This is a genomic window from Micromonospora sp. CPCC 205561 (genome assembly GCF_036906775.1).
Lineage (GTDB): Bacteria > Actinomycetota > Actinomycetes > Mycobacteriales > Micromonosporaceae > Micromonospora.
This window is the reverse complement of the sequence record NZ_JBAKHV010000001.1, coordinates 420,975-443,587: the sequence shown is the minus strand read 5'-3', so window position 1 is coordinate 443,587 and position 22,613 is coordinate 420,975. Positions and strand designations below refer to the sequence as shown.

Here is a 22,613-nt window from a genome sequence, read left to right as displayed (position 1 = left end):
GGGGGTCACCTCCGTCGGTCAGGCGGCCAGGCTGCGCGCGGGCAGCGGGTCCGCGGGCATGGCGCAGATGTCGTCGGCGTGCTGGCGCAGCAGCGCCAGGTACTCGGCACGGGGCACCGCGACCGCGCCGATGAGCTTCGCGTGGTCTCCGTCGTGCTGGACGTCGACCGCCACCCCGCCGCTCTCCCCGACGCGCCGCACCAGGCAGGCGACCGCCACCTTCGCCGCGCCGCTGCGCAGGGCGAACTGGGAGTCGGCGCTGAACACGCCGCCCACCCGTACGCCGAAGGTGCCGCCCACCAGCTCGTCGTCCTCCCACACCTCGACGCTGTGCGCGTGCCCCGCCGCGTGCAGCTGACGCAGGGCGGCCACCAGCCGGTCGGTCAGCCACCGGGGCTCGCGCCCCTCCCGGCAGTGCTGCACCACCCGGTCGAAGCAGGCGTCGAGGGTCGTCGTCCACTCGACCTTGTTGCGCAGCTGCCGGCGCAGGCTGCGCTGGATGCGGGCCCGGTCGACGTGGATCACCGGGCGCGGGTCGGGCGAGCACCAGGCGACGGCGTACGGGTCGACGCTGCCGGGAAGCAGCGCGATCCGACCGGCGGCGACGTCCGCCTCGTAGGTGAACTCGCTGACGATCTTCCGTTCCTCGGTGTCGGCCGGGAACGGGAACAGCCCGTGCCGGTACGCGCCGAGCAGCGTCGGCGCGGAGAGGTCGTCGCCGAACGCGACCGGGCCCTCGGCGGGGGCGTCGGTGAGGTCGAGCGTCTCCCAGCCCATCACGCGGCCCGCAGGAACTCGGTGCGGGTGAGGTAGCCGATGTAGCGGTCGAGCATCTCGGCGTCCACCGGCGGGATCTCGATGCCGCTGCCGCGCAGCGCCCGCTCCACGTTGCCCCGGGAGAAGACGGGGAACGTCGTCTCCAGGTACATCTCCGCCACGCTCATCTGGCCCGTCGCGCAGCGGTCGATGAAGAGCGGCGCGAACGGGGTCATCGGGTGGTCGGGCTGTTCGACCGCGACCCGCACCATCTCGTCGAGCCACTCGGCCCACGGCACCTCGCGGATGTCGTGCCCGTGCGCCCGCAGGCGCTCCACGAGCATCGAGATGTTGACCTTGCCGGGGTTGGTGAGGTGGTAGACCTCGCCGGCGGGCCGGGACGCCCTGGCGATGTGCGCGACGGCGGCGGCGAAGACGTCGACCGGCGTGTAGTCCAGCGGCAGCTCGGCGACCGGGGCGGTGCCGGTGTCCACCACGAACTTCTTCATCGCGCACATCTCCGTGGCGGTGTTCCACGCGCCGTTGACGCGGTCGCCGGAGATGTCGGCGGCGCGGTAGACCGCCACCGGCAGCCCCCGCTCCGCCGCCTTGTGCAACAGCGCCTCCGCGACCCACTTGCTCTCCACGTAGCCCACCGAGAGGTGGTCCGCGTACGCCAGCGGGGTGTCCTCGTCGACGTGCCGGACGCCGGCGGTGCCGAAGCCCGCGACCACCGCCATGGTCGAGGTGTAGTGGATCGGGACGTTGCGGTGCCGCGCGGCCATCCGGATGATCTCGCGGGTGCCGTCGACGTTCGCGGGCCGCATGTGCGCGTACGGGTAGATGAAGTTGACGGCGCCGCCGGGGTGGTGGATGACGTCGACCGTGCGCGCCAGCTCGTCGAAGACCGCCTCCGGCAGGCCCAGCCCGGGCGCCGCGAGGTCGCCGGGGACGGCGACGATCCGGCCCGTCGCCGCGTGGGCCGCCAGGTCGTCGCCGAAGTAGTGGCGCGCGTTGGCCTGGATGCGGGCCATCGCCCGCTCCTGCCCGTCGGCGCGCACCAGGCAGTGCACCACGGCGTCCGTGCTCTCCAGCAGCTCCCGCAACAGGTAGATGCCCAGGAAGCCGGTGGCGCCGGTGAGGAGGACGTGCCGCGGGTCCTGCCAGCGCGGCTCGTCGGACACCTCGCGGCGGATCGGGACGTCCAGCTCCGTCTCGGCGGCGAAGTCCACCCGCTTGCGGGTGTCGTCGCCGGCGAGCGTGCCTTCCCGGGCGTCGCGTACCGCCCGCGCCAGGCCGCGCGGCGTCGCGTCCTCCAGCAGCAGCCGGATCAGCGGACGCACCTGCGTGATGAGCACGCCGAACGAGCCCCGGATCTTCGCGAGCAGCTCGGCGGCGAGGATCGAGTTGCCGCCCTGCGCGAAGAAGTTGTCGTCGGGCAGCACCCGGGGCACGCCGAGCACCTGCCCCCAGAGCCGGGCGACGCCGCGCTCCACCAGGTCCACGGGCGCGTCGTCCGCCTCGCCCGTCGCCCCGGTCGCGGCCGGCGGCGCGGGCAGCGCGGCCAGGTCGACCTTGCCGTTGGTCTTCAGCGGCAGCTCGTCGAGGGCGACGAACGCCGTCGGCACCATGTAGTCGGGCAGGTGGCGGGCGGTGAAGTCGCGCAGCTCGGCGGAGTCCAGGGGCCGGGGGCCGGTGTAGTACGCCGCGAGGCGCCGCTGGCCGTTCTGCTCGTACGTGGTGACGGCGACCGTGTCGACGCCGTCGTGTGCCGCGAGCGTCGCCTCGATCTCGCCGGGCTCCACCCGGAAGCCACGGATCTTGACCTGCCGGTCGATGCGCCCGACCACCTCGAGGTTGCCCTCGGCGGTCCAGGCGCCCAGGTCGCCGGTCCGGTACATCCGCGCGCCGGGCCCGGGCGCGAACGGGTCCGGCAGGAAGCGGCCGGCGTCCTCGTTGAGGTAACCCCGCGCCACGCCGCGACCGCCGATGTGGATCTCGCCGCGCTCGCCGGGGGCCACCGGCCGGCCCTGCTCGTCGAGGACGTAGACGGCGGTGCCGGGCAGCGGCCGGCCGACCGGGGCGGCGCCACGCGCGGGCAGCACGTCGGCGGTGAGGTCCAGCAGGCAGGAGGTGATCGTGGTCTCCGTGAGCCCGTAGGCGTTGACCAGCCGCACCCCGGGCATCAGCTCCAGCGCCGTGCGGCAGTCCTCCGCGTTGACCGCCTCGCCACCCACGATCACCATCCGCACCGGCAGGTCCCCGGCTCCCGTCGTGGCGAGCTCGGCGAGGAAGCGACGCCAGTACGCGGGGGTCAGGTCCATCACGGTGACCCCGTAGTGCCGCAGACGCTCCGGCAGCTCACTGGGCGCCCAGCTCAGCTCGGGCAGCACGAGGGTCGCGCCGCCGAGCAACGCGACGGTGATCTGCTCGATGGAGGTGTCGAAGGAGAGCGCGCCGAACTGGAGCACCCGGTCGTCCGGGGTCACGCCGTAGCGGCCGGCCAGCTCGCCGCAGAGGTAGCTCAGCGATCCGTGGTCCACCACGACGCCCTTCGGCGTACCGGTGGAGCCCGACGTGTAGATGACGTAGGCGGCGGCGTCGTCGCCCACCGCGACGTCCGGGGCGGTCGTGGCGGTGGCCGGGTCCGTCGCGGTGAGTGCCGTGACCGGCAGGTCGGCGAAGCGTGCCAGGTCGCGCCCGTGGGTGAGGACGGTCGCGCAGCCGGTCTCCTTGACGAAGGCCTCGAGCCGGCCGTCCGGCAGCGCCGGCTCCACCGGGAGGTAGGCCGCGCCCGCCTTCCAGACGGCGAGCAGGCCGACGACGGCGTCGACGGAGCGTTCCAGGTGGACCATGACCACGGAGTCCATGCCGACGCCCTCGTCGACGAGGCGGCGGGCCAGGCCGTTCGCCCGGCGCTCCAGCTCGGCGTAGCTGATGCGCGCGTCGCCCTGCACGACCGCGGTGCGGTCGGGTTGCGACGCCGCGCGGTTGGCGATGAGTTCGTGGACACGCGGTTGCGTACGGATGTTCATGTGTTCCCTCGGGTGTGAGCACGGTCGTACCCGTGGATTTACCTGCCGCTGACCCAACGAAATTCGGTATGGGGGACACTACTGCCTCGCGGCGGCTCCCCGGACTACCAGAATGAGCACGTTTTCCGAATCCGCACTACTCAACAGAGTAGTCCGCGGGGCGCGCCGCACCCCCTGTCGAATTTGACTGAACGGCGCCGAAAAAAGCGATGTCGCGACAAGTGCGGGCGGGCGGAACGCCCCTACGCCGCGGAGGAGACCGGCACGTGCCGGACCAGCTCGGCCCGCGAGGAGATGCCCAGCCGGCGGAACAGGCCGCGCAGGTGGTAGTTGACCGTGTGCGGCGACAGCCGCACCCGGGTCGCGATCTGCCGGTTGGTCATGCCCTCGGCGACGAGCCGGGCGATGGCCCGCTCGACGCCGCTGAACGAGTCCCACGCGCCGCCACCGTCCGGCCGGCGGACCCCCGGGGCGGCCCGCAGCGCGATCCGTTTCCGCAGCTCGGCGGGGGCCCGGTCGACGGGCTCCATCGCCGGGCCGCCGGCGGGGCGCACCCCGGCCCGGGCCGGCGCGCGGCGGAGGCGGTCGCGGTCGGCGTGCAGCGCGCGCCACACCGCGGGCGGCAGCGCGTCGAGCACCGCCCACCAGACCAGCTCGTGCCGGAAGGCGAGGTCGTCCCCCGCCCAGTGCAGCAGGCCGGCGTCGAGCAGCGCGTCGAGGTCCGGCAGCATCTGGGCGGTGTTACGCCCGGTCATCGCCCCCAGTTCCGCCAGCTGACAGGTGCGGCCGAGCACGGCGGCCACCCGCAGGAGCTGCCAGGAGCCGGCCGGCGCGGCGCCCAGCCCGGTCCGCACCATGTCCTGGACGCGCTTCGGCGTCCGTGCCCGACCGCGGCCGCGCGTGATCCCCTCGGTCCGGACGCCTTCGAGCAGCTCGGCCAGGAGCACCGGGTGCCCGTCGGCGGCGGCGACGAGCGCCCGCACGGCCGGCTCCACCCGGGTGCCCAGTGCCTCGGCGACGAGCCGGCCCACGGCGTCCCGGGGCAGCGGGGCGGACCCGACCGCGCCACGCCCGGCGCCGGGTGCCCCCTCGGCCGGCGCCGCGCGGCTACCGGCCACCTCGGCGAGCGTCCCGACCACCTGCGTCCACTGCTCGTCGTCGTACAGCACAACGTAATCGTGCATGTGAATGTCTATGTGCCTCAACAATCCGTTACCGACAGATGCGTCCACTGATTACCGGAAAATGGCCAACGTGGTGCGGCGGACATTCCCGTCCGATGACCGGGGATTGCTTCGATCGATGTACCAGACGTCGCGAGAGAGGGCGGAGAGCCATGGCTTCCGTTGAGGTCCATGATTTCGTACCGGCTATCGACCTGTCAGGCCGCGACACCGCCGAGGGGCGCGCGGCCATCGCGGGCGCGATCGGCGCGGCGTGTGAGGGGTCCGGGTTCTTCACCGTGGTGGGGCACGGCGTGCAGCAGGACCTGGTGAGCCGCATGTACACCACCACCAAGGCGTTCTTCACCCAGCCGGAGGAGGAGAAGGAGCGGAGCGCGAACCGCGGCTCCGGCGTGTCGGGCCTGCGCCGGCCCGGCGGTCCGTACGAGGCGTTCGCGGCGCACGTGACGGGTGACCTGAGCGACGAGGAGCGGGCCGGGCTCGGCACGCACCCGGCCACCTGGAAGGCGGCCAACATCTGGCCGGACGACGACTTCAAGGCGGTCTGGTACGAGTACATCGCGGCCATGACCAAGCTGTCGGCGGACATCATGCGGCTTTTCGCGCTCGCGCTCGGCCTGCCGGAGAGGTTCTTCGACGGCAAGTTCGACGCCCACGTGTCGCTGATCATCGCCAACTACTACTACCCGTCGCCGGACGCCGGCGTGCTGCGCCGGGAGACGCACACGGACTGGGGCAGCCTGACCGTGCTCTACGTGGAGGACGAGCTGGGCGGGCTCCAGGTCCAGCACGGCGACGACTGGCTGGACGTCCCCCCGATCCCCGGCAGCTTCGTGGTGAACATCGGCGACCTGATGGCGTTCTGGACCGGCGGCCGGTGGAAGTCGACGGTGCACCGGGTGGTCAACCCGGAAGGGCCGGACGCGCCCTCGCGGGTCTCCATCCCCTTCTTCTACCTGCCCAACCACGACGCCACGATCGAACCCATCCAGCCGCTCGCGCAGGCGAGCGCCGAAGCCGGGCTCGACCGGGTGACCGTGGGCGAGTGGTTCTCACACAAGATGCAGTCGACCTACCAGGCCTCCGCGTAGCCCGAGCCAGCACCGCGGGCAGCCCGCCACGGCCCGACGGTGGCGCCGGCCGTCCCGCGCCGGGCCACCGTCTAGGCGGTAGCCGCCCGCGCCGCGGGGTCGAACACCCCGCCGGACGTACGCCCGAAGGCGCCGCGCGGCCCCGGCGCGGGCGGTCCCCCTACCGCGCGGCCTCCCCGGCCTCCCCGGCCTCCCCGGCGAGGGCACGGCGGAGGCTGAGCGGCCGCATGTCCGTCCAGGTCCGCTCGATGTGCTCCAGGCACTCCGCCCTGGTTCCCGTGTGGCCGGCGGCGCGCCAACCCGCCGGCACGTCACGGTCCGCCGGCCAGATCGAGTACTGCTCCTCGTCGTTCAGGACCACCCGGTACACGACGTCGTCTTCCTGGGTCACCGTCACACCTTTCCGCTGGTCGAGGGGGAGGCGCGGCACACGGGAGCGCCGCGCGGACCGGGTCGCGGACCCGGTTGCGTTCCGCCGGGCGGACCGCCCGGTTCGCGCATCGGATCGCGACGATACGGCGGGGCCGCCGGGGACGCCAGCGTCGTCCCGCCCGGCGCCCGCTATCCGCCGACGCGGTAGGCGGCGAGGACCGTCTCGCTGATGAGGCGCGGGGCCTCCGCACGATCCAGTTGGCCCGTGGCGACGTCGGTGGCGGCGCCCTTCATGAGATGGTGCAGGACGCTCGTCAGCCAGGTGGCGGGCAGGTCGGCCCGGAAAACGCCCTCGGCCTGGCCGCGGCGGATCAGCTGGTCGACCCGCCGGGCCGGCTCGGCGTGGAGTTCGTGGACCCGGTTGGGGGGCAACGACGCCTGCGCCGCCTCCAGCAGCGCGCTCGACTGGGCGATGAGCAGCCAACTCGATCCGATCAGGACGCGCAACGCGTCTCGCGGGTCGCCGGTGAGGTCGAGACCCGCCAGCAGCCTCTCGCCGTCGGCGAGCACCCGCGTCAGCGCCGCCTCGACCAGGGCGTCCCGGGACGGAAAGTGCCCGTAGAGCGTCACCCGGCCCACCCCCGCCGCCTGGGCGATCTCGCTCACGCTCGCGTCGGGATCGCGGCCGAGGCAGCTGACGGCCGCGGCCAGGATCCGCTCCACGTTGTGCTGGGCGTCGGCCCGGCGCGTCGGCTTGGTTGATGGGCGAGTCATGGAACCTCCCCTAAGTCGAACAGGCGTGCATGAGTTAATCTCGACGGACAACTCGAACACTACCGTTCGACTTCGTGGAGGAGCCTGGCAGCCATGGCGGAACCTGTGACCGCAACCGAAAGCCCCGCGCCCGCGAGTCCCCACCCGCAGCGCTGGCGCATCCTTGGCCTCGTCGGCATCGCCCAGCTGATGCTGATCCTGGACGTCACCGTCGTCGCGATCGCCCTGCCGCACATGGGCGCCGACCTCGGGCTGGAGCGGGAGGCCCTGACCTGGGTCGTCAGCGGATACACCCTCGCCTTCGGCGGCCTGCTGCTGCTCGGCGGCCGCGCCGCCGACCTCTTCGGAGCCCGCCGCCTCGTCCTCGCGGGGCTCCTGCTGTTCAGCGTCGCCTCCCTGGTCGCCGGCCTGGCGACCAGCGGGCCCCTGCTGTTGGGCGGTCGCGTCGGGCAGGGTGTCGCCGCGGCGATCCTCTCCCCCGCCGCCCTCTCCCTCGTCGTGACGATCTTCGACGGCGACGAGCGCAACAAGGCGCTCGGCATCTGGTCGGCGCTCGGCGGCGGTGGCGCCGCCCTGGGCGTGCTCCTCGGCGGCCTGCTCACCGCCGGGCCCGGCTGGCCCTGGGTGTTCTTCATCAACGTGCCGGTCGGGATCATCCTGCTGCTGGCCCTGCGGATGCAGCTCCAGCCCCAGGCGCCCACCGGCGCGACGGCCCGGCTCGACGTGCCCGGCGCGGTGCTGGTGACGGCGGCCACCGGAGCGCTGATCTACGCGCTGATCCGGGCCGGCGACGTCGGCTGGGGCAGCCCGACGATCCTGGCGCTGCTGGCGGCCGCGCTGCTCCTCTACGCCGCGTTCGTGCTCCGCCAGCGCCTCGCCGCCAGCCCGCTGATGGACGTACGGCTGCTGGTCCGCCGGCCGGTGGCGACCGGGGCGCTGCTGATCCTCGTCGCGACCGCGCTGATGATCAGCGTCTTCTTCCTGGGCACGTTCTACCTCCAGGACCACCAGGGCTACGGCGCCCTGCGCACCGGGCTGCTCTTCCTGCCCGTGGCGATCACGACCATGGTCGGCGCGAACGCCGCCGGCCGCGTCATCGGCCGGATCGGGGCCCGCACCCTCGGCGTCCTGGGGCTGCTCGTCGCGGCGGCCGGCATGGCGGTCCCCGCCGCCGTCGACGGAACCGTGGCCCTCGTGATCGGGGTGAGCCTCGCCGCCTGCGGCACGGGCGTCCTCTTCGTCGTCGCCTCCGCCGTCGCACTCGGTCAGGTCGCGCCGCACGAGGCCGGGCTCGCGTCCGGCATCGTCAGCACCTTCCACGAGTTCGGCGCCTCGCTGGGTGCGGCCGTGGTGTCGAGCATGGCCGCGGCGAGCATCGCCGGCACGGGCACCGCCGGTTTCTCGCGCGGCTTCGCCACCGGTGCCGTCATCGCCGTCGCCGCCGCGGTGCTGGCCTTCGTCATCACCCCGCGTCCGGCCCACTGACCCCGGCCCGGTGGCCGGTGGGGGCCCGCCCACCGGCCACCGGGTCGGCCACCGGCCGGCGGCGGCACGCACTGCGACACGCGTGCACCGCCTCGCCGGAAGGACGCGCGGCGCCGGGGCACCCCGACCTTGGCGGGGTGCCCCGGCGCCGCGCTCCGTCAGGCACTCAGCAGCGCACCGGCCTCGGCACCGTTGCGCACGTTGATCAGCAGGTTACGGCTCTCGACGTCGGTCCAGCGCACCAGCGTGCCGCCGTACTCGCCGGCGAACACGAGCGGCCCGAGGACGACGTGGTACTCGCGGCCGTCGGGCCCCGGATACCGCCACAGCTCCGCCAGCCTCTCCTGGCAGACGTGCCCCTCGCCCGAGGCGACCGCGGCGCGGACGGCCCCCGCCCACTCCCCGGGAGACATCTGGTCGCCGAAGAGGATGCCCCGCCCGCCGTACTCCGAGGCCGGCTTGAGCACCAGGCGGTCCTTCTCGCCCACCACCCGCTCGGCGTTGGCGGCGGTCAACCGGAACGTCTCCGGCACGTAGCGGCGGATGAGCCGCCGCTCGGGCTCGCTGAAGAAGCCGGCGAACTCGGGCGACGAGAGCAGCTCCAGGTTGGACTTGTGGTCGAACAGCGCGTACGTCGGCGGCGCGACGAAGTCCACCAGCCCGGCGGCGTCCGCGTCGGCCAGCGCCCGGGTGAGGGCCGGGGGGACGAACTCGCGCGCCTCCTTCCAGGTGTACATCGTGAAGATGGCGTGGATGCGACGCCCGTCGAGGAACACCCCGGCGTCGGTGACGTCCAGGCTCTGCACCAGGCCGTTGGCGTAGTCGTACCCGTTCTCACCGACCAGCTGCTCGAACGCCGTACGGCCGGAGTTGATGTCCTCGGGGTTGGCGATCGCCTCGTACAACACCGGGCGGCCGGTCTCCGGCCGGACCCGGGCGAACTGCCGCAGCGCCGCCCCCCAGACGCTCGTCATGTCGGGGGCGGAGACCGGGAAGCCCGCGCGCAGCAGATGGTCGTGATAGCCGGACCTGCGGAACTGCCGGACGTACGGGTCGTGCGTGTTCAGGCCGCCCAGCGGCGCCGAGACGTTCACCTCCACCAGTCGGGGCCCCTCGGCGGTCAGGAGGAAGTCGGGCCGGGCGAACTGCCGGGCCACCAGCAGGTTCCGCTCCGACAGCAGGCTGGAGAGCAGGTCCCGCTCGTCGCCCGGCAGGCCCTGGAACTCCATCCAGGCGGCCACGTTCCCGTCGAAGATCCGGTCCGGGAGGGAGTAGAGCAGCCGCAGCAGCGACTGCGCGTCGGCCGTCAGCTCCGCGACGAACGCGCCGTCGAACAGCGGCGGCGGGAACAGGTGCGGAAACCTCTCCCGGTAGATCGCCGCCTTGAACCGCTCGACGTCCTCGGCGGCCTCGGCGCCGACCGTCTTCTCGTACTCGGCCCAGCTGTCGCGCAGGCCCGGGTGCAACATGGTCACGTCCCCTCCGTCCGTCAGGCGCCGCGCGGCTTCAACCGGCCGTCGCGTTCGAGGGCCGTGATCAACAGGTCCACGGCCTCGGGCGACTTGTCCACGCCGGTGGAGCGGATCGTCCAGTTGATCGCGCCCGGGTTCTCCAGGTTCAGCTCCAGGACGTACGGGAACGCCAGGTCCACGCCGGCGAAGTAGATGCCCTGCCGCATGAGCGAGCGGCCCAGCTCCCGGCAGAAGGCGTCCTCCTCCTCCGTGAGCACCAGCTCGGCGAACTTGTTGCCGAGCGTGGCGTTGGCCCGGTGGTCGTCGTCGTTGTGGAACCGGCGGAACCCGCACACCGGTACGCCGCCGGAGAGCAGCACCCGCTTCTCGTTCTGCGAGACGGTCGGCACAAACTCCTGCATCGCCACGTACTTGCGGGACAGCCCGACGGCGGGACGGCCGTAGTTCTCGTAGCGCGACACCTCGTTGCCGGTGGCCGACTGGAGCAGCGCGCGGAAGTTCTTCTCCCGGGCGTTGACGAAGTAGATGTCGGCGCCGCAGCCCTCGTTGCCCGGCTTGATGATCCAGGACTGCGAGGCGTCCCTGGTCACGACGTCGTTCAGCACGTCGAACTGGTTGGAGACGTAGGAACTCGGCAGGTGGGCGCGGTCGACGCCGGCGATGAGCGCGATCTTGCTGTTCAGGAAGAGGACCGCGCTGGCGTCGTTGACGAACGGCACCCGCTGGTTGAGCACCCAGAGCAACTGGTAGGTCTCGAGGAACAGGTTCGGGTGCGGGCTGGTGAGCAGCCACACCAGGTCGAAGTCCTCGGCGTTGCCCCGGGCGAGCTTCAGGTCGGGGAACGGCACCCCGTCCTTGTACTCGCGGTCGAGGCGGAACATGTCGCAGACGACCGTGCCGTCGTACACCCCGAGGGTCTCGATGTCGGCCACGTGGACGTCGTGCCCGCAGCGGAGCAGTCCGTTGGGGATCAGCGAATGGTTGTCGAGCCGGTACTCGTCCATCCGCGAAATGAGAACCAGAACCTTGTAACCCATGGGCCTCTCCAGGACTCGTCGTTGTTCTCAGGACTTCAGGCGTTGCACGAGCAGGCCGAGGTCGGCCTCGACGGTCTCCTCGTCCGACCCGGCGAGCAGCACGTAACCGACCCGGTCGTAGTTGCTGTGCGAGCGGTGGACCGTCCGGTCGCCCGGCTGCACGCGGCCCCGCTGGAAGGTGGAGAGCTCGGTGAAACACTTGTAGACGTCGTTGTTCGTCTTCTCGGCCGCCACCTCCTCGGGCAGCACGAACCGGCTGGCCGCGACCGCGAACGCCGGCTCGCGCTCGTCCGGCGCGCCGCCGCCGGCCAGGTGGAAGTCGAGGTAGCGGCCGACGAGATCTATCCCCGTGCACCACTCGACGAGCTGGGTGATGTGGCCGCCGGGCAGCCGCGGGTTGATCTCGATGAGGTACGCCTCGTCGTCCCTGATCCGTAGCTCGACGTGCGCGGCCCCGGCGCGCAGCCCGACCGCATCGAGCCACTGCACCACCCGGGCGGTGACGCGCTCACGGAGCGCGGCGGGGACCGGGGCGGGCACCAGGTGGCCGACCTCCACGAAGTGCGGGGGCGGCGTCACGAACTTCCGCGTCAGGGCGGCGACCCGCCAGCCGGCGGCGCGATCGAAGTAGAGCTCGCAGCTGTACTCCTCGCCGTCGACGAACTCCTCGATCAGCAGGGCCCGCACCGGCCGGTAGTCGCGGGCGTTGACGACGTGGTGCCGGTAGTCGTCGAAGGCGGAGGCCACCTGCTCGGGCCGGTGGCAGAGCCGCACCGCGACGCTGCTGCTCTCGTCCACCGGCTTCACGATCACCGGGTACGGCAGGGCGTCGAGATCCACCTCGCCGAGTCGCCCCTCGGCCACCACCTGGGCGCGCACCGCGCCGGCGACCGGCGCGGTGCGCTCCCGTGCGACGTCCTTGTAGCGGGCGGCCACCAGGCCTCGGACGTCCGCGTGGGGCAACCCGAGCGCCATCGCGCAGAGAGCAGCGACGCTCAGGTGGTAGTCGTCGAAGGCGATCACGGCCTCGACGTCGATACCGCGGATCGCCCGCAGGATCTCCGCGACGTTGTAGGTGTCGCTGTGGATCACGCGGTCGCAGAGGTCGAGCGGATTGTCGGGCAGGGTCGCGTAGAACTCGGGCTGCATGGTGACCAGGACGGTCTGGTGACCCCGCCGACGCGCCAGCCTGATCGCGTCGGAGGTGGTGCCGGTGGAGTTCGCTTCGATGAAGACGATGCTCATCTGTCTGACCTGTGTTGCCTTCCGTCGGGGACGTCTGTTCGGGTCGGCTGCGTCGGGTCGGGCCGCCTCAACCGACGACACCCGACGACGCCGCCGGCCGGTCGAGGTCGAGCAGCACCTGCCCGTGCCGGGGAGCCGCCGCCTCGGCGAGCAGGTCGGCGAGTACGGCTTCCCGGGGTGGCCGGTCGCCGCTCCCGGCGTCGGCCCGGAAGGATTCGTCAAGGTAGTTCGTGCCCCCGTCGGCCGCTACCACCACGATCCGGCTGCCCGGGTGGCGGAGGGCGTGGTGCAGTGCCGCGAAGACGGCGGCGCCGCCGGACTCGCCGACCAGGATCCCCTCCGCCCGGGCCAGTAGGCGCATCGTCGCGATCCCCTCGCTGTCGGCGACCCTGTGCAGCCGGTCGACGAGCGAGCGGTCGAGGTTGCCCGGGGGCCACGCGAGGCCTAGGCCCCGCATCGCGTACTTCCCGGGGCGGTGGCCGAACGCGGCCGACCCCTCGGCGTCCACCCCGACGGTCACCACCTCGGGGAGGTGCCGCTTGACGGTCGCGGCCAACCCGCTGATGTGCCCCCCGGTGCTGACGGCGGCGACGAGGGCGTCGAACCTCGGCACGTCGGCGAGCAGTTCCGCCGCCGTCACCTCGGCGTGGGCGCGGGGGTTGTCGGGATTGTTGTACTGGTCGGGCCAGAAGGCGTCCGGGAGCTCGCCGAGCAGTTGCCGGACCCGCTCGAGCCGCGGTCGCTGGAACCCGCCGTTCTCGTCGGGCGTGTCGACCATCTCGATCTCGGCGCCCAGCGCCGACACAAAGTTGATCATGCTTTGGGGCGCCTTCGGGTCGACGACCACCACGACCCGGTAGCCCTTCGCCGCGCCGATCAACGCGAGCGCCTTGCCGAGGTTTCCGGAGGTCGACTCGACGATCGTGCCGTTCGGCTTCAGGCGGCCGTCCCGCTCCGCCTGGGTGACCATCGACAGGGCGGCGCGATCCTTGATGCTGCCACCCGGATTGAACGACTCGAGTTTGACGAGTATTTCACACCCGGCGAGCTCGTTGACTTTGGAGAGCAGGACCACCGGAGTGCGCCCGACGGTATCGAGAATCGACTCGTAGATCATTCCACCCCCGTAAATGCTTACGATTCAGCTGCCACCTGCGGCAGCGGTGGTCGACGCCGCGACCCGCTGGACGCGGCGCCGGAATTGCGATCAGTTCGGGCTGTCGCGCAATCCGGCACGGCCGTGGCGGCGGGACGGATCACGCGGCCCGACGGTCACAGGAAATTGTCTTCGGCGGGCACGACCGGCCGGGTGTCCCTGCTCACGAGGAATTCCGGCCGCGGCGACGAACCCGGGGCGTTGCTGACCGCGTTGTAGGTCACCAGGAGCAGGGCGCGGCGATCCGGCGAGGTGTTCGACGAGGAGGAGTGCACGATGCTCGGGTGGAAGGCGAAGATCGACCCGGCTGCACCGACCACGAGCTCCCTGCCGTACTCCTTCTCCAGCCGCTCCGCGTCGGCGTCCGCCACGGTGTACTCCAGGTTGGCCGACACGTGCTTGCGCCAGTCCCCGCTGCGTGACCGGTCCTCGGCGGCCTCGATCAGGCCCAGGCGGTGCGTGCCGGGCAGCACGCGCAGGGGGCCGTTGCCCTCGTGCGTGTCGTCGAGCAGGATCGCGATGTTGACCGCGCGGTCGTCGGTCATCCCGTCCTCGTGGCGCCAGAAGGTGTAGTCCTGGTGCCACGGCCAGGCCGCACCCTCGTACGGCTGCTTGAGGTTGACCTTGAACTGGTAGACGTAGACCGGCTCCCCGACGAGCGCCTCGGCGAGTTCGACGAGCAGCGGAAGTCGTACCAGCTTCGCGCTGGTCTCGTCGAAGAGATGGCAACCGTGCACGGCCCGCACCACATTCGTGCCCTGCTCGTAGACCACCTCGGGTCGATTTTCGCGACTGATCCGATCGATGCTTTCGCGCAGCTTTTCGACGTTCTCGATACTGAGCGACTCCGGATTGCGACACCAGCCCGTAACATCATATTCATCTTTTACCGGCTTGAGCGCACCAATGGTCTCCGACATAGCGTGTTACACCCCCGTAATCTCGTCGTGTCGCGAGAAACGCTATGCCTATTCACTGAAGAGTGTCAATGGAAATACCTGTGGCACAGATCACTGTCGGTCCCGGCTCCATGACCGTGGGTCATATCGGCCGTTCACCGTGGCCGCGTCGCCGCTGGACAACCAGGCGGACCACCGACCGGACCGCGGCGTGGCGAGCTGTCCGTGCGCGCGGCCGTACCACCGCCCGGGCGCCGGCGCGGCCTGCCGTTCGGTGGACCCCGGTGGCGGGGCGTCGCCCGGCCCGGCCCGGCCCCTGGGGCACGGGCCGGGCCCGGGGGAACCGTTGATCGGCCACAACCCGGAGGCCCGCCATTCGGTCACGACGGGTTCAGCCCTGGTGGTCGTGGGCGAGTTCCCGTTCCGCGGCGACGACCGGCGCCACCGGGGGGTGTCGTGTCGCGTTCAACGTGCCGCGCAGCAGGTAGTAGCCCACGGCCACCACCGTGCCGAGCGCGGCGCACGCGAGCCACAGGGACCTGTCGCCGAGGTGGTCGATGATGAGGCCACCGAGCAACGGGCCGGCGAAGGTGGCCGCCGACCAGGCGAAGGTGTGCATGCCCTGGTAGCGCCCCCGGGCATGGGCGGGCGAGAGGGAGGCGACGAGGGCCATGCTGGTGGGAGAGTTGAGGATCTCGCCCACCGTCCAGATGCACACCGTGGCGACGTAGAGCGGCACGGAGTCCGCGAAGGCGGTCAGCCCGAACCCGTACCCGGACAGGAGGGCGGCCACGACCAGCACGTGGACTGGGTTCCGATGCTTGATCGCCCGGGTCAGTGGGATCGTGGCCACCACGACCATCAGACCGTTCATGCTGATCACCAGCCCGTAGTCGGCGCTGGAGAAGCCGTTGCGGCCCATGCTCACCGGCAACGACGTCGTGTACTGCATCAACACCATCGCGAGCAGGAACGCCAACCCCACGGCCACCATGAACTTACCGTCGCGCAGCACCTCGCCCAGCCCCGTGGAGGGCCGCCCCGCTCGCGCGCCCACCGCCTTGTCGCCGCCCCCGCCCACTCTGGCGGACGCGTCGTCCGGCCTGGTCTCCGGGACCTTGAGGTAGATGAGCAGGGCGCAGACGAGCACGGAGGCGGCGTTGCCGAAGAACAGGAAGAGGTAGCCGCTCTCGGCGATGAATCCGGCGGTGGCCGACGCCGCCGCGAAGCCGATGTTGATCGCCCAGTAGTTCAGCGAGAACGCGCGGACCTGGTCGGCCGGCGGCACCAGGTCGGCGATGACGGCCTGGATGCAGGGGCGCGACGCGTTGGCGGTCAGGCCCAGGATGGTGGCGACCACGACGATGGCCACCGGATGCTGCATCAGGCCGAGGGTCGCCATGGCCGCCGCCGTCGCCAGCTGCGACACGAGAAGCGTGGGACGCCGGCCGAAGCGGTCCGCGAGGACGCCGGCCACGACCGCGGAGACGGCCCCGCCGAGGCCGTACATCGCGGCCACCAGGCCGGCATAGCTCGCCGAGTAGCCCTGGCCGGCGGTGAGGTAGAGCGACAGGAACGTGGTGACGAAGCCACCCAGCCGGTTGATCAGCGTGCTCGCCCAGAGCCACCAGAACTCCCGGGGCAGGCCCGACACCGCCTCCTTCAGCGAACTCACCGGACGGAGTCGACCGGACACGACCGGCATGAGGATCCCCCATCATCACCTGAACAGCGACAATCCCCGCCGTGCCGGGCCTCGGTGCGGAGAACGCCGGGAGCGGAGCCGAACATGGACAGCGGCGCACCGAGCGGAGACGCCCGACGTGGCGGCGCGCGGTCAGGTCCACGCGCGACCGACGGGCGGCCGCCGGGCCGCACGCCGCGTGGCGGCGGGACCCACCCGCCCGTAGGCCCCGCACCGCCCCGGACCGCGGGATCGGCCGGGCGAGCAGCCCGAGGCCGAGCAGGCCGGCCGAACACGGAACGCGACGTCCATGGTCACATCCTGACACGGATGGGGCTTGTTGCAAAAGACTGGCAACTGCATCGGGGCGGTGGTCCACCGCCGCCGCCGGAGGACCACCCCCGCGGCGACCGCGTCATCGGGCGCGTCGGCACCGGCGCGCACCCGGTCGGGGCAGGCCACACGCGACACCGACCCATCCGGACCACCGGCGACCCGTCGCGACGCCGGGCGGCCCGGCGGGGCCGGGCAGCCCGGCGTCGGCGGTCCGCCCGCGACGGTGGACAGAAAACGCCGCCGCCCCACGGCGAGGGTGGGCCGGCGCCGGGAACGCGCGGGTCAGCGTACGCGTCGACGACCGTAGGCACCGGCGGCGATGGCGACGCCGATCGCCGCGAAGACCACCTGGAGGGCCAGCTCGATCCAGTCGATCCCCCTGGTGTCGTCGACGCCCAGAGCCGCGGCGACGAGTGTGCCGAGGATCGCCGCCACCACACCGATGAGGAGTGTGAGCCAGATCGGGATGTGCTGCTTGCCGGGCACGACCAGGCGACCCAACGCCCCGATGATCAGACCGATGATGATGGCGGTGAAGAAACCGGTGACTTCCACGTGGAGCCGTCCTTCCGGAGAGTTGTCGTCGAGCTGGGTGTTGCCCCCGCCGGGAGGGCGGCGAAACCACCGACGGTCACTTCCACAGCTTCTTCATACAACTGTCATGGAGCCGCGCAGGATTCGTCATCGACACAACCGGCGGCCGGCGGCGGGGCTGGCCTGGCGAAGCGCGCCGGCCGCAGGACCGCCGTCGAGCCGGGCCGAGCGGGACCACGGCAGGCCGCAGCTACTCTGCGTAGTGCACGGTCGTCGCCGGGCTTCCGCGAGCGCACGGGAACCTGCCGGAGCGGGCGGCCGGCGGCCCTCGACCCCTCCCGGGCGCGACCGCCGTCATCGGCCCCCCACCCGGTCAGCAGGGGCAGGGTCCGGAAAGGTTCCGAAACTTCCGGCGATATCCGTTGGGAAACCAAGCCTCCGGAGGAAGCGGCCAGTCGATCTCGCCGGCTAAGATTCACCATGTCCCGCACGCCCAGCTGGAGATGCTTCGCTGGACGGAAGCCCTCCGCCATCGATACGACTCCGAAACATTTCCGAAACTCGTTGACACGCCGGCGCGACCCTAAATATCGTCGCCATCGACAGGGCTCAATTACCGTCGATGCCACCCACCGCGACCCGCTCCCCCGGTCGCGCAGGACCAGCCCGGCCCACCACGTGGCACGACGCCGAGTGTCCGGCCACCGCACCTCTGGCCAGCGACAGCCCGCCGCGCCGCTGGCATCCCGCCAGCCGTCACGAGGAGGAAGCAACCACATGAACGACATCTCGACCACACCGAGGAGGCGCGGCCGCCTGCGGCTGCTCCTCGGGGCCGCGTGCGCCGCGGCGCTCGCCGTCGGCGGCACGGTCGTAGCCGCCCCCAGCGCGTACGCCGAGGCCGACCGGACCGTCAGCTCGAACACCACCGGCACGCACAACGGCTACTTCTTCTCGTTCTGGAAGGACAGTGGCAACGCCAGCATGACGCTGCGCGCCGACGGCCGGTACTCCAGCAACTGGGGCAGCGGCACCAACAACTGGGTCGGCGGCAAGGGTTGGGCCACCGGTAGCCGAAGGACGATCAGCTACTCGGGCACCTACAGCCCGAACGGCAACAGCTACCTCGCGCTGTACGGCTGGACGCGGAACCCGCTCATCGAGTACTACGTCGTGGAGAACTTCGGCACCTACAACCCGAGCAGCGGCGCCACCCGGATGGGCTCCGTCACCACCGACGGCAGCACCTACGACATCTACCGCAGCCTGCGGGTCAACCAGCCGTCGATCGACGGCACCGCCACGTTCTACCAGTTCTGGAGCGTGCGTCAGCAGAAGCGCACCGGCGGCACCATCACCACCGCCAACCACTTCGACGCCTGGGCCCGCGCCGGCTTGAGCCTCGGCACCAACCACAGCTACCAGATCATGGCCACCGAGGGCTATCAGAGCAGCGGCAGCTCCGACATCACCGTCCGGGAGGGCACCGGCGGAGGCCCCGGCCCCACCCCGACCAACCCACCCGGCACCGGCGACTGCACCGCGACGCTGTCGGCCGGCCAGCAGTGGGGTGACAGGTTCAACCTCAACGTCGCGGTCAGCGGCGCCAGCAACTGGGTCGTGTCCCTCGGCCTGAACGGCGGCCAGAGCCTGCAGAACAGCTGGAACGCCTCGGTCAGCGGCACGACCGGAACCATCACCGCCAGACCGAACGGCAGTGGCAACAACTTCGGCATAACGATCATGGCCAACGGCAACTGGACCTGGCCGACGGTCACCTGCCGAACGGGCTGACCCCGAAAAGCTCCCGACACCGCACCAGAAGGGCGCGGCGGCCTGGGCCGTCGCGCCCTTCCGGACGTCCTCGGGCCATGGCCGGCCGGTCGTGGCCCGAGCCGGACGGCGAGTACTCACCGCGACGTGTCCACCCGCCGCCGGCCTCGACGCGTTCCCGCACACCCCCGCCCGCTTGGACATCTCGCTCTGCTCGCCCCGGCCGAGTGGTCGCCGTTCTTCTGCGCGACAGCATCGACTCCGCGCTCTCCAGGCGACTCACCACACTGGAACGGACCGGCTACGTGGAGATCCACGAGAACCGCAGCATCCGGCGCAGACGTCCGTCCGCCTCACTGACTACGGGCGTACGGCGTCCGACGCCCACCTGGCCGGTCTCGAAGAGCTCGTCGCCCGAGCGTGAGGCACAGCCGACGGTACACAGACCGGGGCGCGCGGGGCTGATCGACTTGCGCTCGCCGGCCAGCACAGGCCGGGCACTCCTGCCGCGTAGCGCGACCGGCTGTCTCGTAGGACCTGACCGCCGGCCGCCCCGCCGGCATTCATATCTTCAACAGGCCGCCGTTGCGTAGGGCGTCGTCCTTGATCGCGATAAGATTCGCGGAGACGTACGGGATGTTGTGCGTCTGGTGCCATTCGCTCGGGAAGTACGTGACCAGCCGTGAGGCCTGGAACCGACATTCTATTTCAGGTACGAAACGGGAGTAGTTGGCGTCGGTGAAGTACCAGAACGAGTTTTCGTTGTAGAACGCCACATGCGTCGGATCCTGGTAGGCGCCCCGGCCGTCGGTGCTGGGCGTCAGCGACAACAGCATCCCGTTCGGCGCGAGCAGTCGGTACAGCTCGTTGAACAAGGCGATCTTGTCCGGAACGTGTTCCAGGAAGTCGACAGCCCTGATGACCCCGACACTGCTGTCGGGCAGGTCCACTCCCCTCACTATGTCGCAGACCATGTCGACTCCCGGCCCGTCGCGGCAGTCCAGGCCCAGATAACCTTCCGGTTTGTTGTGGGCCGCACCGAGGTCGAGCGCCAGCAGCCCCTGCCGCCGTGACCAGGTCAGCGCGTTCTGTTGAATGTTCCGGTCGTAAATCGCCACGGTACGCTGTTGGATACGGGCGTTGACATCCGGAATGCGCTGCGTGTTCTTGGCATGCATGCGCTGCAGGTACAGGCATTTCTGGATGTGATGGAACTCGCTCACCTGGTAGATCCGGGCCATGAGATCGGCGTCGTCCGCGACGTCGAGCGACTCGTCGTATCCGCCGACCTTCTCGTAGATGTCCCGGCGGAAGGCACGCACATGGTTCGGCGCGTACCAGATGTAGCTCACGTTGTGCGGCGTCGGCGGCAGCGCCCGGCAGACCAGCACCTCGCGACCGTCCACCTTCTCGTCGTAGTGCCGCCAGCCGAACGAACTCGCGAAACGGTCCTCGCAGCGGCCGCCGTCCTCCTGGATCTGCGCGGTGTCGCTGTAGACGAACCCCACCTCCGGGTTGGAGTCGAAGGCATCGACGACCTCCTGCAGACAGTCGCTGCTGAGCAGGTCGTCGTCGTCCAGCTCGACCAGGATGTCCCCGGCGGCCTCGGCGCAGGCGTACCCCTTCACGGCGCCGACGCCGTTCAGGTCGTCCTGGACAATGAGCCGGACCCGATCGTCGTGTCTCTCGGGCCGCCAACGAGACCCCTGGTTGAGCACGACCACCCATTCCCAGTCGGTGAAGGTCTGCGCAACCAGCGATCGGAAGCATTCGTCGATGAAACGGGTGCGGTTGCTTCCTGTGAAGACCGTCACACGCGGTGTGCGCATCGAGCCGTTCACCTGCCCGTCCGAGCCGAGGACGAGGGGGACGGGGTTGTGCGGTACTTCTCGGGAACGGACGAGGCGAGCCGCTTGTCCAACCGGATCGCCGCCTTGAAGGCATCCCGCGCCGCCGCGGCGTCACCGGTCTGGGACAGCAGCAAGCCCAGCCGGAGGTAGGCGGTCGATGACTTGTTGTCGATCGACACGACCTTGCGGTAGATGTCCATCGACGTCGTCGGCGCCGTACGTTCCAGTGCGATGGCCTTGTTGTAGAGAGCCGGCTTGTAGCTGGCGTCGGCCGCCAGGGCCTTGTCGTAGTTGCTGATCGCCTCGTCGGCCTGGTTACGTGACTGGGCGATGAAGCCCAGGTTGAACCAGGCGAACTTGTTGTCGGCGTCGGCGGCCAGCACCTTCTCGAATGTGGCCTTCGCGGCGTCGAGGTTGCCGGCCTGACCCTGTTCGACGCCGAGCTTCAGCAGATCCGCCGGCGCGGTTCCGGTATTGGCGCCGCCGTTCGCCTTGTCACTGTTTCCGGATTTGCTCGCCTGTGGTTTCTCGGCGGACTTCTCGCTGCATGCCGCGGCTCCGGTCAGCAAGACCGCACCACAGGCGAGTGACCCAAGTATCTGACGCATGCTCATTTCTTCTCCTTGACGGTAACGGGGCGGTCCGACGTGCCGTTCGGCCGGCTGGCCCTGCTACTGTCGGCCGCGCGGTCCGACGTGTTGGCCGCAGCCCCCAACGCCACCGGTGTGGTGAGCGAGATGCAGGACACCCAGATGTCGGCGCCTCCGCCGGTGAAGGTGAACTGGTAGCCACTGACCGAGAGCGGCTGGATCAGCACCGGATTGACTCCCGCACCTGAAAGCTGATATCCGGTTCCCACAGCGATGTCTCCGGCCTGGCAACCGAAATCAACGGGGGTGTCCGCGATCACGGTCAGCGGGCCCTGGATGTAGGCGGCGTCAATTCCGTTACCCGACACCCCCGGCACTCCCTGAGCGCCCTGCGGTCCCTGAGCGCCGGTATCGCCCTGGGGGCCCTGAATCCCCTGGGCGCCGGTGTCGCCCTGAACGCCCTGGGGCCCTTGGGCACCGGTGTCGCCCTGGGCGCCCTGGAAACCCTGGGCCCCCTGAAATCCCTGAGCGCCCGCGTCGCCTTGGGCGCCCTGGATTCCCTGGGCGCCAATCGCGCCCTGGGCGCCCTGGGGCCCTTGGGTACCGGTCTCGCCCTGGGCGCCCTGAAAACCCTGGGCGCCCTGAGCGCCCACGTCGCCCTGCGCGCCAGTCTCGCCCTGCACGCCCTGAACGCCCTGCGACCCCTGAGCACCAGTGTCGCCCTGCACACCTTGAACGCCCTGCGACCCCTGAGCGCCCGTCTCGCCCTGCACGCCTTGAAAACCCTGAGCCCCCTGAGCACCCGCGTCACCCTGAGCACCTTGAGCACCCACGTCACCCTGAGCACCTTGAGCACCCACGTCACCCTGGGCGCCCTGAGCACCAATCTCGCCCTGCACACCCTGAACGCCCTGCGGTCCCTGAGCGCCCGTCTCGCCCTGCGCGCCCTGGGCACCGGTGTCGCCCTGCGTGCCCTGAACGCCCTGCGGCCCCTGGACGCCAGTGTCGCCCTGGCTGCCTTGAACCCCCTGCGGCCCCTGAGCGCCTACATCACCCTGCGGCCCCTGAGCGCCGGTCTCGCCCTGGCTACCTTGAAAGCCCTGAGCGCCTTGAGCACCTACATCGCCCTGAGCACCCTGAGCGCCGGTGACGCCCTGCGCGCCCTGAACGCCCTGCGGCCCCTGGACGCCAGTGTCGCCCTGACTGCCTTGAAAACCCTGAGCCCCCTGAGCGCCCACGTCACCCTGCGCGCCCTGAGCACCAGTGACGCCCTGCACACCCTGAACGCCCTGCGGCCCCTGAGCGCCGGTCTCGCCCTGACTGCCTTGAACGCCCTGTGA

19 protein-coding genes are annotated in these 22,613 nt (G+C 71.0%); 4 read left to right on the top strand and 15 right to left on the bottom strand.

The window, feature by feature from the left end; translation table 11 throughout:
• Positions 1-18 precede the first annotated feature (18 nt).
• From V6V16_RS01990 to V6V16_RS01980, 3 genes are all read right to left on the bottom strand, one after another.
• Entirely contained in the window at positions 19-777 is a 759-nt protein-coding gene (locus V6V16_RS01990; protein WP_334558938.1) for a leucyl/phenylalanyl-tRNA--protein transferase, read from the bottom strand.
• On the bottom strand, positions 777-3,791 hold the full coding sequence (locus V6V16_RS01985; protein WP_334558937.1) for a non-ribosomal peptide synthetase: 3,015 nt from the start codon (positions 3,789-3,791) through the stop codon (positions 777-779). The genes V6V16_RS01990 and V6V16_RS01985 overlap by 1 nt, the downstream gene beginning before the upstream one ends.
• 242 nt (positions 3,792-4,033) lie before the next feature.
• Entirely contained in the window at positions 4,034-4,975 is a 942-nt protein-coding gene (locus V6V16_RS01980) for a helix-turn-helix transcriptional regulator (protein ID WP_334558936.1), read from the bottom strand.
• Between the two features lie 152 nt (positions 4,976-5,127).
• Here V6V16_RS01980 and V6V16_RS01975 point away from each other — a divergent pair, with 152 nt between their 5' ends.
• Positions 5,128-6,066 (top strand): isopenicillin N synthase family dioxygenase, encoded by a 939-nt coding sequence (locus V6V16_RS01975; RefSeq protein WP_334558934.1) that lies wholly within the window; start codon positions 5,128-5,130, stop codon positions 6,064-6,066.
• A 160-nt stretch (positions 6,067-6,226) separates the two neighbouring features.
• On the opposite strand, the gene V6V16_RS01970 is transcribed toward V6V16_RS01975, so the two are convergent.
• Positions 6,227-6,463: an MbtH family protein gene (locus V6V16_RS01970; RefSeq protein ID WP_442934006.1), complete on the bottom strand. Its 237-nt coding sequence runs from the start codon at positions 6,461-6,463 to the stop codon at positions 6,227-6,229.
• A gap of 164 nt (positions 6,464-6,627) precedes the next feature.
• Positions 6,628-7,212, bottom strand: a complete 585-nt coding sequence (locus V6V16_RS01965) for a TetR/AcrR family transcriptional regulator (RefSeq protein WP_334558931.1) — start codon at positions 7,210-7,212, stop codon at positions 6,628-6,630.
• A gap of 105 nt (positions 7,213-7,317) precedes the next feature.
• Here V6V16_RS01965 and V6V16_RS01960 point away from each other — a divergent pair, with 105 nt between their 5' ends.
• Positions 7,318-8,697 (top strand): MFS transporter, encoded by a 1,380-nt coding sequence (locus V6V16_RS01960; protein ID WP_334558930.1) that lies wholly within the window; start codon positions 7,318-7,320, stop codon positions 8,695-8,697.
• Between the two features lie 158 nt (positions 8,698-8,855).
• Here V6V16_RS01960 and V6V16_RS01955 read toward each other — a convergent pair whose 3' ends face one another.
• The 7 genes from V6V16_RS01955 to V6V16_RS01925 form a co-directional block, all read right to left on the bottom strand.
• Positions 8,856-10,172, bottom strand: a complete 1,317-nt coding sequence (locus V6V16_RS01955; protein WP_334558929.1) for a hypothetical protein — start codon at positions 10,170-10,172, stop codon at positions 8,856-8,858.
• 14 nt (positions 10,173-10,186) lie between these two features.
• Positions 10,187-11,206 (bottom strand): ATP-grasp domain-containing protein, encoded by a 1,020-nt coding sequence (locus V6V16_RS01950; RefSeq protein WP_334558927.1) that lies wholly within the window; start codon positions 11,204-11,206, stop codon positions 10,187-10,189.
• Between the two features lie 27 nt (positions 11,207-11,233).
• On the bottom strand, positions 11,234-12,451 hold the full coding sequence (locus V6V16_RS01945) for an ATP-grasp domain-containing protein (protein WP_334558925.1): 1,218 nt from the start codon (positions 12,449-12,451) through the stop codon (positions 11,234-11,236).
• 67 nt (positions 12,452-12,518) lie between these two features.
• Positions 12,519-13,568 carry a PLP-dependent cysteine synthase family protein gene (locus V6V16_RS01940; protein WP_334558923.1) on the bottom strand — a complete coding sequence of 350 codons (1,050 nt, stop codon included), beginning with the start codon at positions 13,566-13,568 and terminating at the stop codon, positions 12,519-12,521.
• Between the two features lie 155 nt (positions 13,569-13,723).
• Entirely contained in the window at positions 13,724-14,527 is an 804-nt protein-coding gene (locus V6V16_RS01935) for a phytanoyl-CoA dioxygenase family protein (protein WP_334558922.1), read from the bottom strand.
• Between the two features lie 370 nt (positions 14,528-14,897).
• Positions 14,898-16,181 (bottom strand): MDR family MFS transporter, encoded by a 1,284-nt coding sequence (locus V6V16_RS01930; protein ID WP_334558921.1) that lies wholly within the window; start codon positions 16,179-16,181, stop codon positions 14,898-14,900.
• Between the two features lie 627 nt (positions 16,182-16,808).
• A complete protein-coding gene (locus V6V16_RS01925; RefSeq protein WP_334558920.1) occupies positions 16,809-17,081 on the bottom strand; it encodes a GlsB/YeaQ/YmgE family stress response membrane protein in 273 nt (90 codons plus the stop codon).
• Between the two features lie 756 nt (positions 17,082-17,837).
• Between V6V16_RS01925 and V6V16_RS01920 the strand changes: the two genes are divergently transcribed.
• On the top strand, positions 17,838-18,854 hold the full coding sequence (locus V6V16_RS01920; protein ID WP_334558919.1) for a glycoside hydrolase family 11 protein: 1,017 nt from the start codon (positions 17,838-17,840) through the stop codon (positions 18,852-18,854).
• A gap of 542 nt (positions 18,855-19,396) precedes the next feature.
• On the opposite strand, the gene V6V16_RS01915 is transcribed toward V6V16_RS01920, so the two are convergent.
• From V6V16_RS01915 to V6V16_RS01905, 3 genes are read right to left on the bottom strand one after another with little or no spacing between them, the layout of a single operon-like run.
• On the bottom strand, positions 19,397-20,674 hold the full coding sequence (locus V6V16_RS01915) for a glycosyltransferase (RefSeq protein WP_334558917.1): 1,278 nt from the start codon (positions 20,672-20,674) through the stop codon (positions 19,397-19,399).
• Positions 20,671-21,297: a tetratricopeptide repeat protein gene (locus tag V6V16_RS01910; protein ID WP_334558916.1), complete on the bottom strand. Its 627-nt coding sequence runs from the start codon at positions 21,295-21,297 to the stop codon at positions 20,671-20,673. Before V6V16_RS01910 ends, V6V16_RS01915 begins: the two co-directional genes overlap by 4 nt.
• The gene (locus tag V6V16_RS01905; protein WP_334558914.1) at positions 21,294-21,641 is read right to left on the bottom strand and encodes a hypothetical protein; all 348 of its coding nucleotides are present in this window, start codon (positions 21,639-21,641) and stop codon (positions 21,294-21,296) included. Before V6V16_RS01905 ends, V6V16_RS01910 begins: the two co-directional genes overlap by 4 nt.
• A gap of 102 nt (positions 21,642-21,743) precedes the next feature.
• Between V6V16_RS01905 and V6V16_RS01900 the strand changes: the two genes are divergently transcribed.
• A complete protein-coding gene (locus tag V6V16_RS01900; protein ID WP_334558912.1) occupies positions 21,744-22,613 on the top strand; it encodes a hypothetical protein in 870 nt (289 codons plus the stop codon).

Bases quoted from the DNA above. Each gene is read 5' to 3' on its own strand.
- V6V16_RS01990 (WP_334558938.1), bottom strand. From the start codon at position 777: ATGGGCTGGGAGACGCTCGACCTCACCGACGCCCCCGCCGAGGGCCCG.
- V6V16_RS01985 (WP_334558937.1), bottom strand. From the start codon at position 3,791: ATGAACATCCGTACGCAACCGCGTGTCCACGAACTCATCGCCAACCGC.
- V6V16_RS01980 (WP_334558936.1), bottom strand. From the start codon at position 4,975: ATGCACGATTACGTTGTGCTGTACGACGACGAGCAGTGGACGCAGGTG.
- V6V16_RS01975 (WP_334558934.1), top strand. From the start codon at position 5,128: ATGGCTTCCGTTGAGGTCCATGATTTCGTACCGGCTATCGACCTGTCA.
- V6V16_RS01965 (WP_334558931.1), bottom strand. From the start codon at position 7,212: ATGACTCGCCCATCAACCAAGCCGACGCGCCGGGCCGACGCCCAGCAC.
- V6V16_RS01950 (WP_334558927.1), bottom strand. From the start codon at position 11,206: ATGGGTTACAAGGTTCTGGTTCTCATTTCGCGGATGGACGAGTACCGG.
- V6V16_RS01945 (WP_334558925.1), bottom strand. From the start codon at position 12,451: ATGAGCATCGTCTTCATCGAAGCGAACTCCACCGGCACCACCTCCGAC.
- V6V16_RS01940 (WP_334558923.1), bottom strand. From the start codon at position 13,568: ATGATCTACGAGTCGATTCTCGATACCGTCGGGCGCACTCCGGTGGTC.
- V6V16_RS01935 (WP_334558922.1), bottom strand. From the start codon at position 14,527: ATGTCGGAGACCATTGGTGCGCTCAAGCCGGTAAAAGATGAATATGAT.
- V6V16_RS01920 (WP_334558919.1), top strand. From the start codon at position 17,838: ATGAACGACATCTCGACCACACCGAGGAGGCGCGGCCGCCTGCGGCTG.
- V6V16_RS01910 (WP_334558916.1), bottom strand. From the start codon at position 21,297: ATGAGCATGCGTCAGATACTTGGGTCACTCGCCTGTGGTGCGGTCTTG.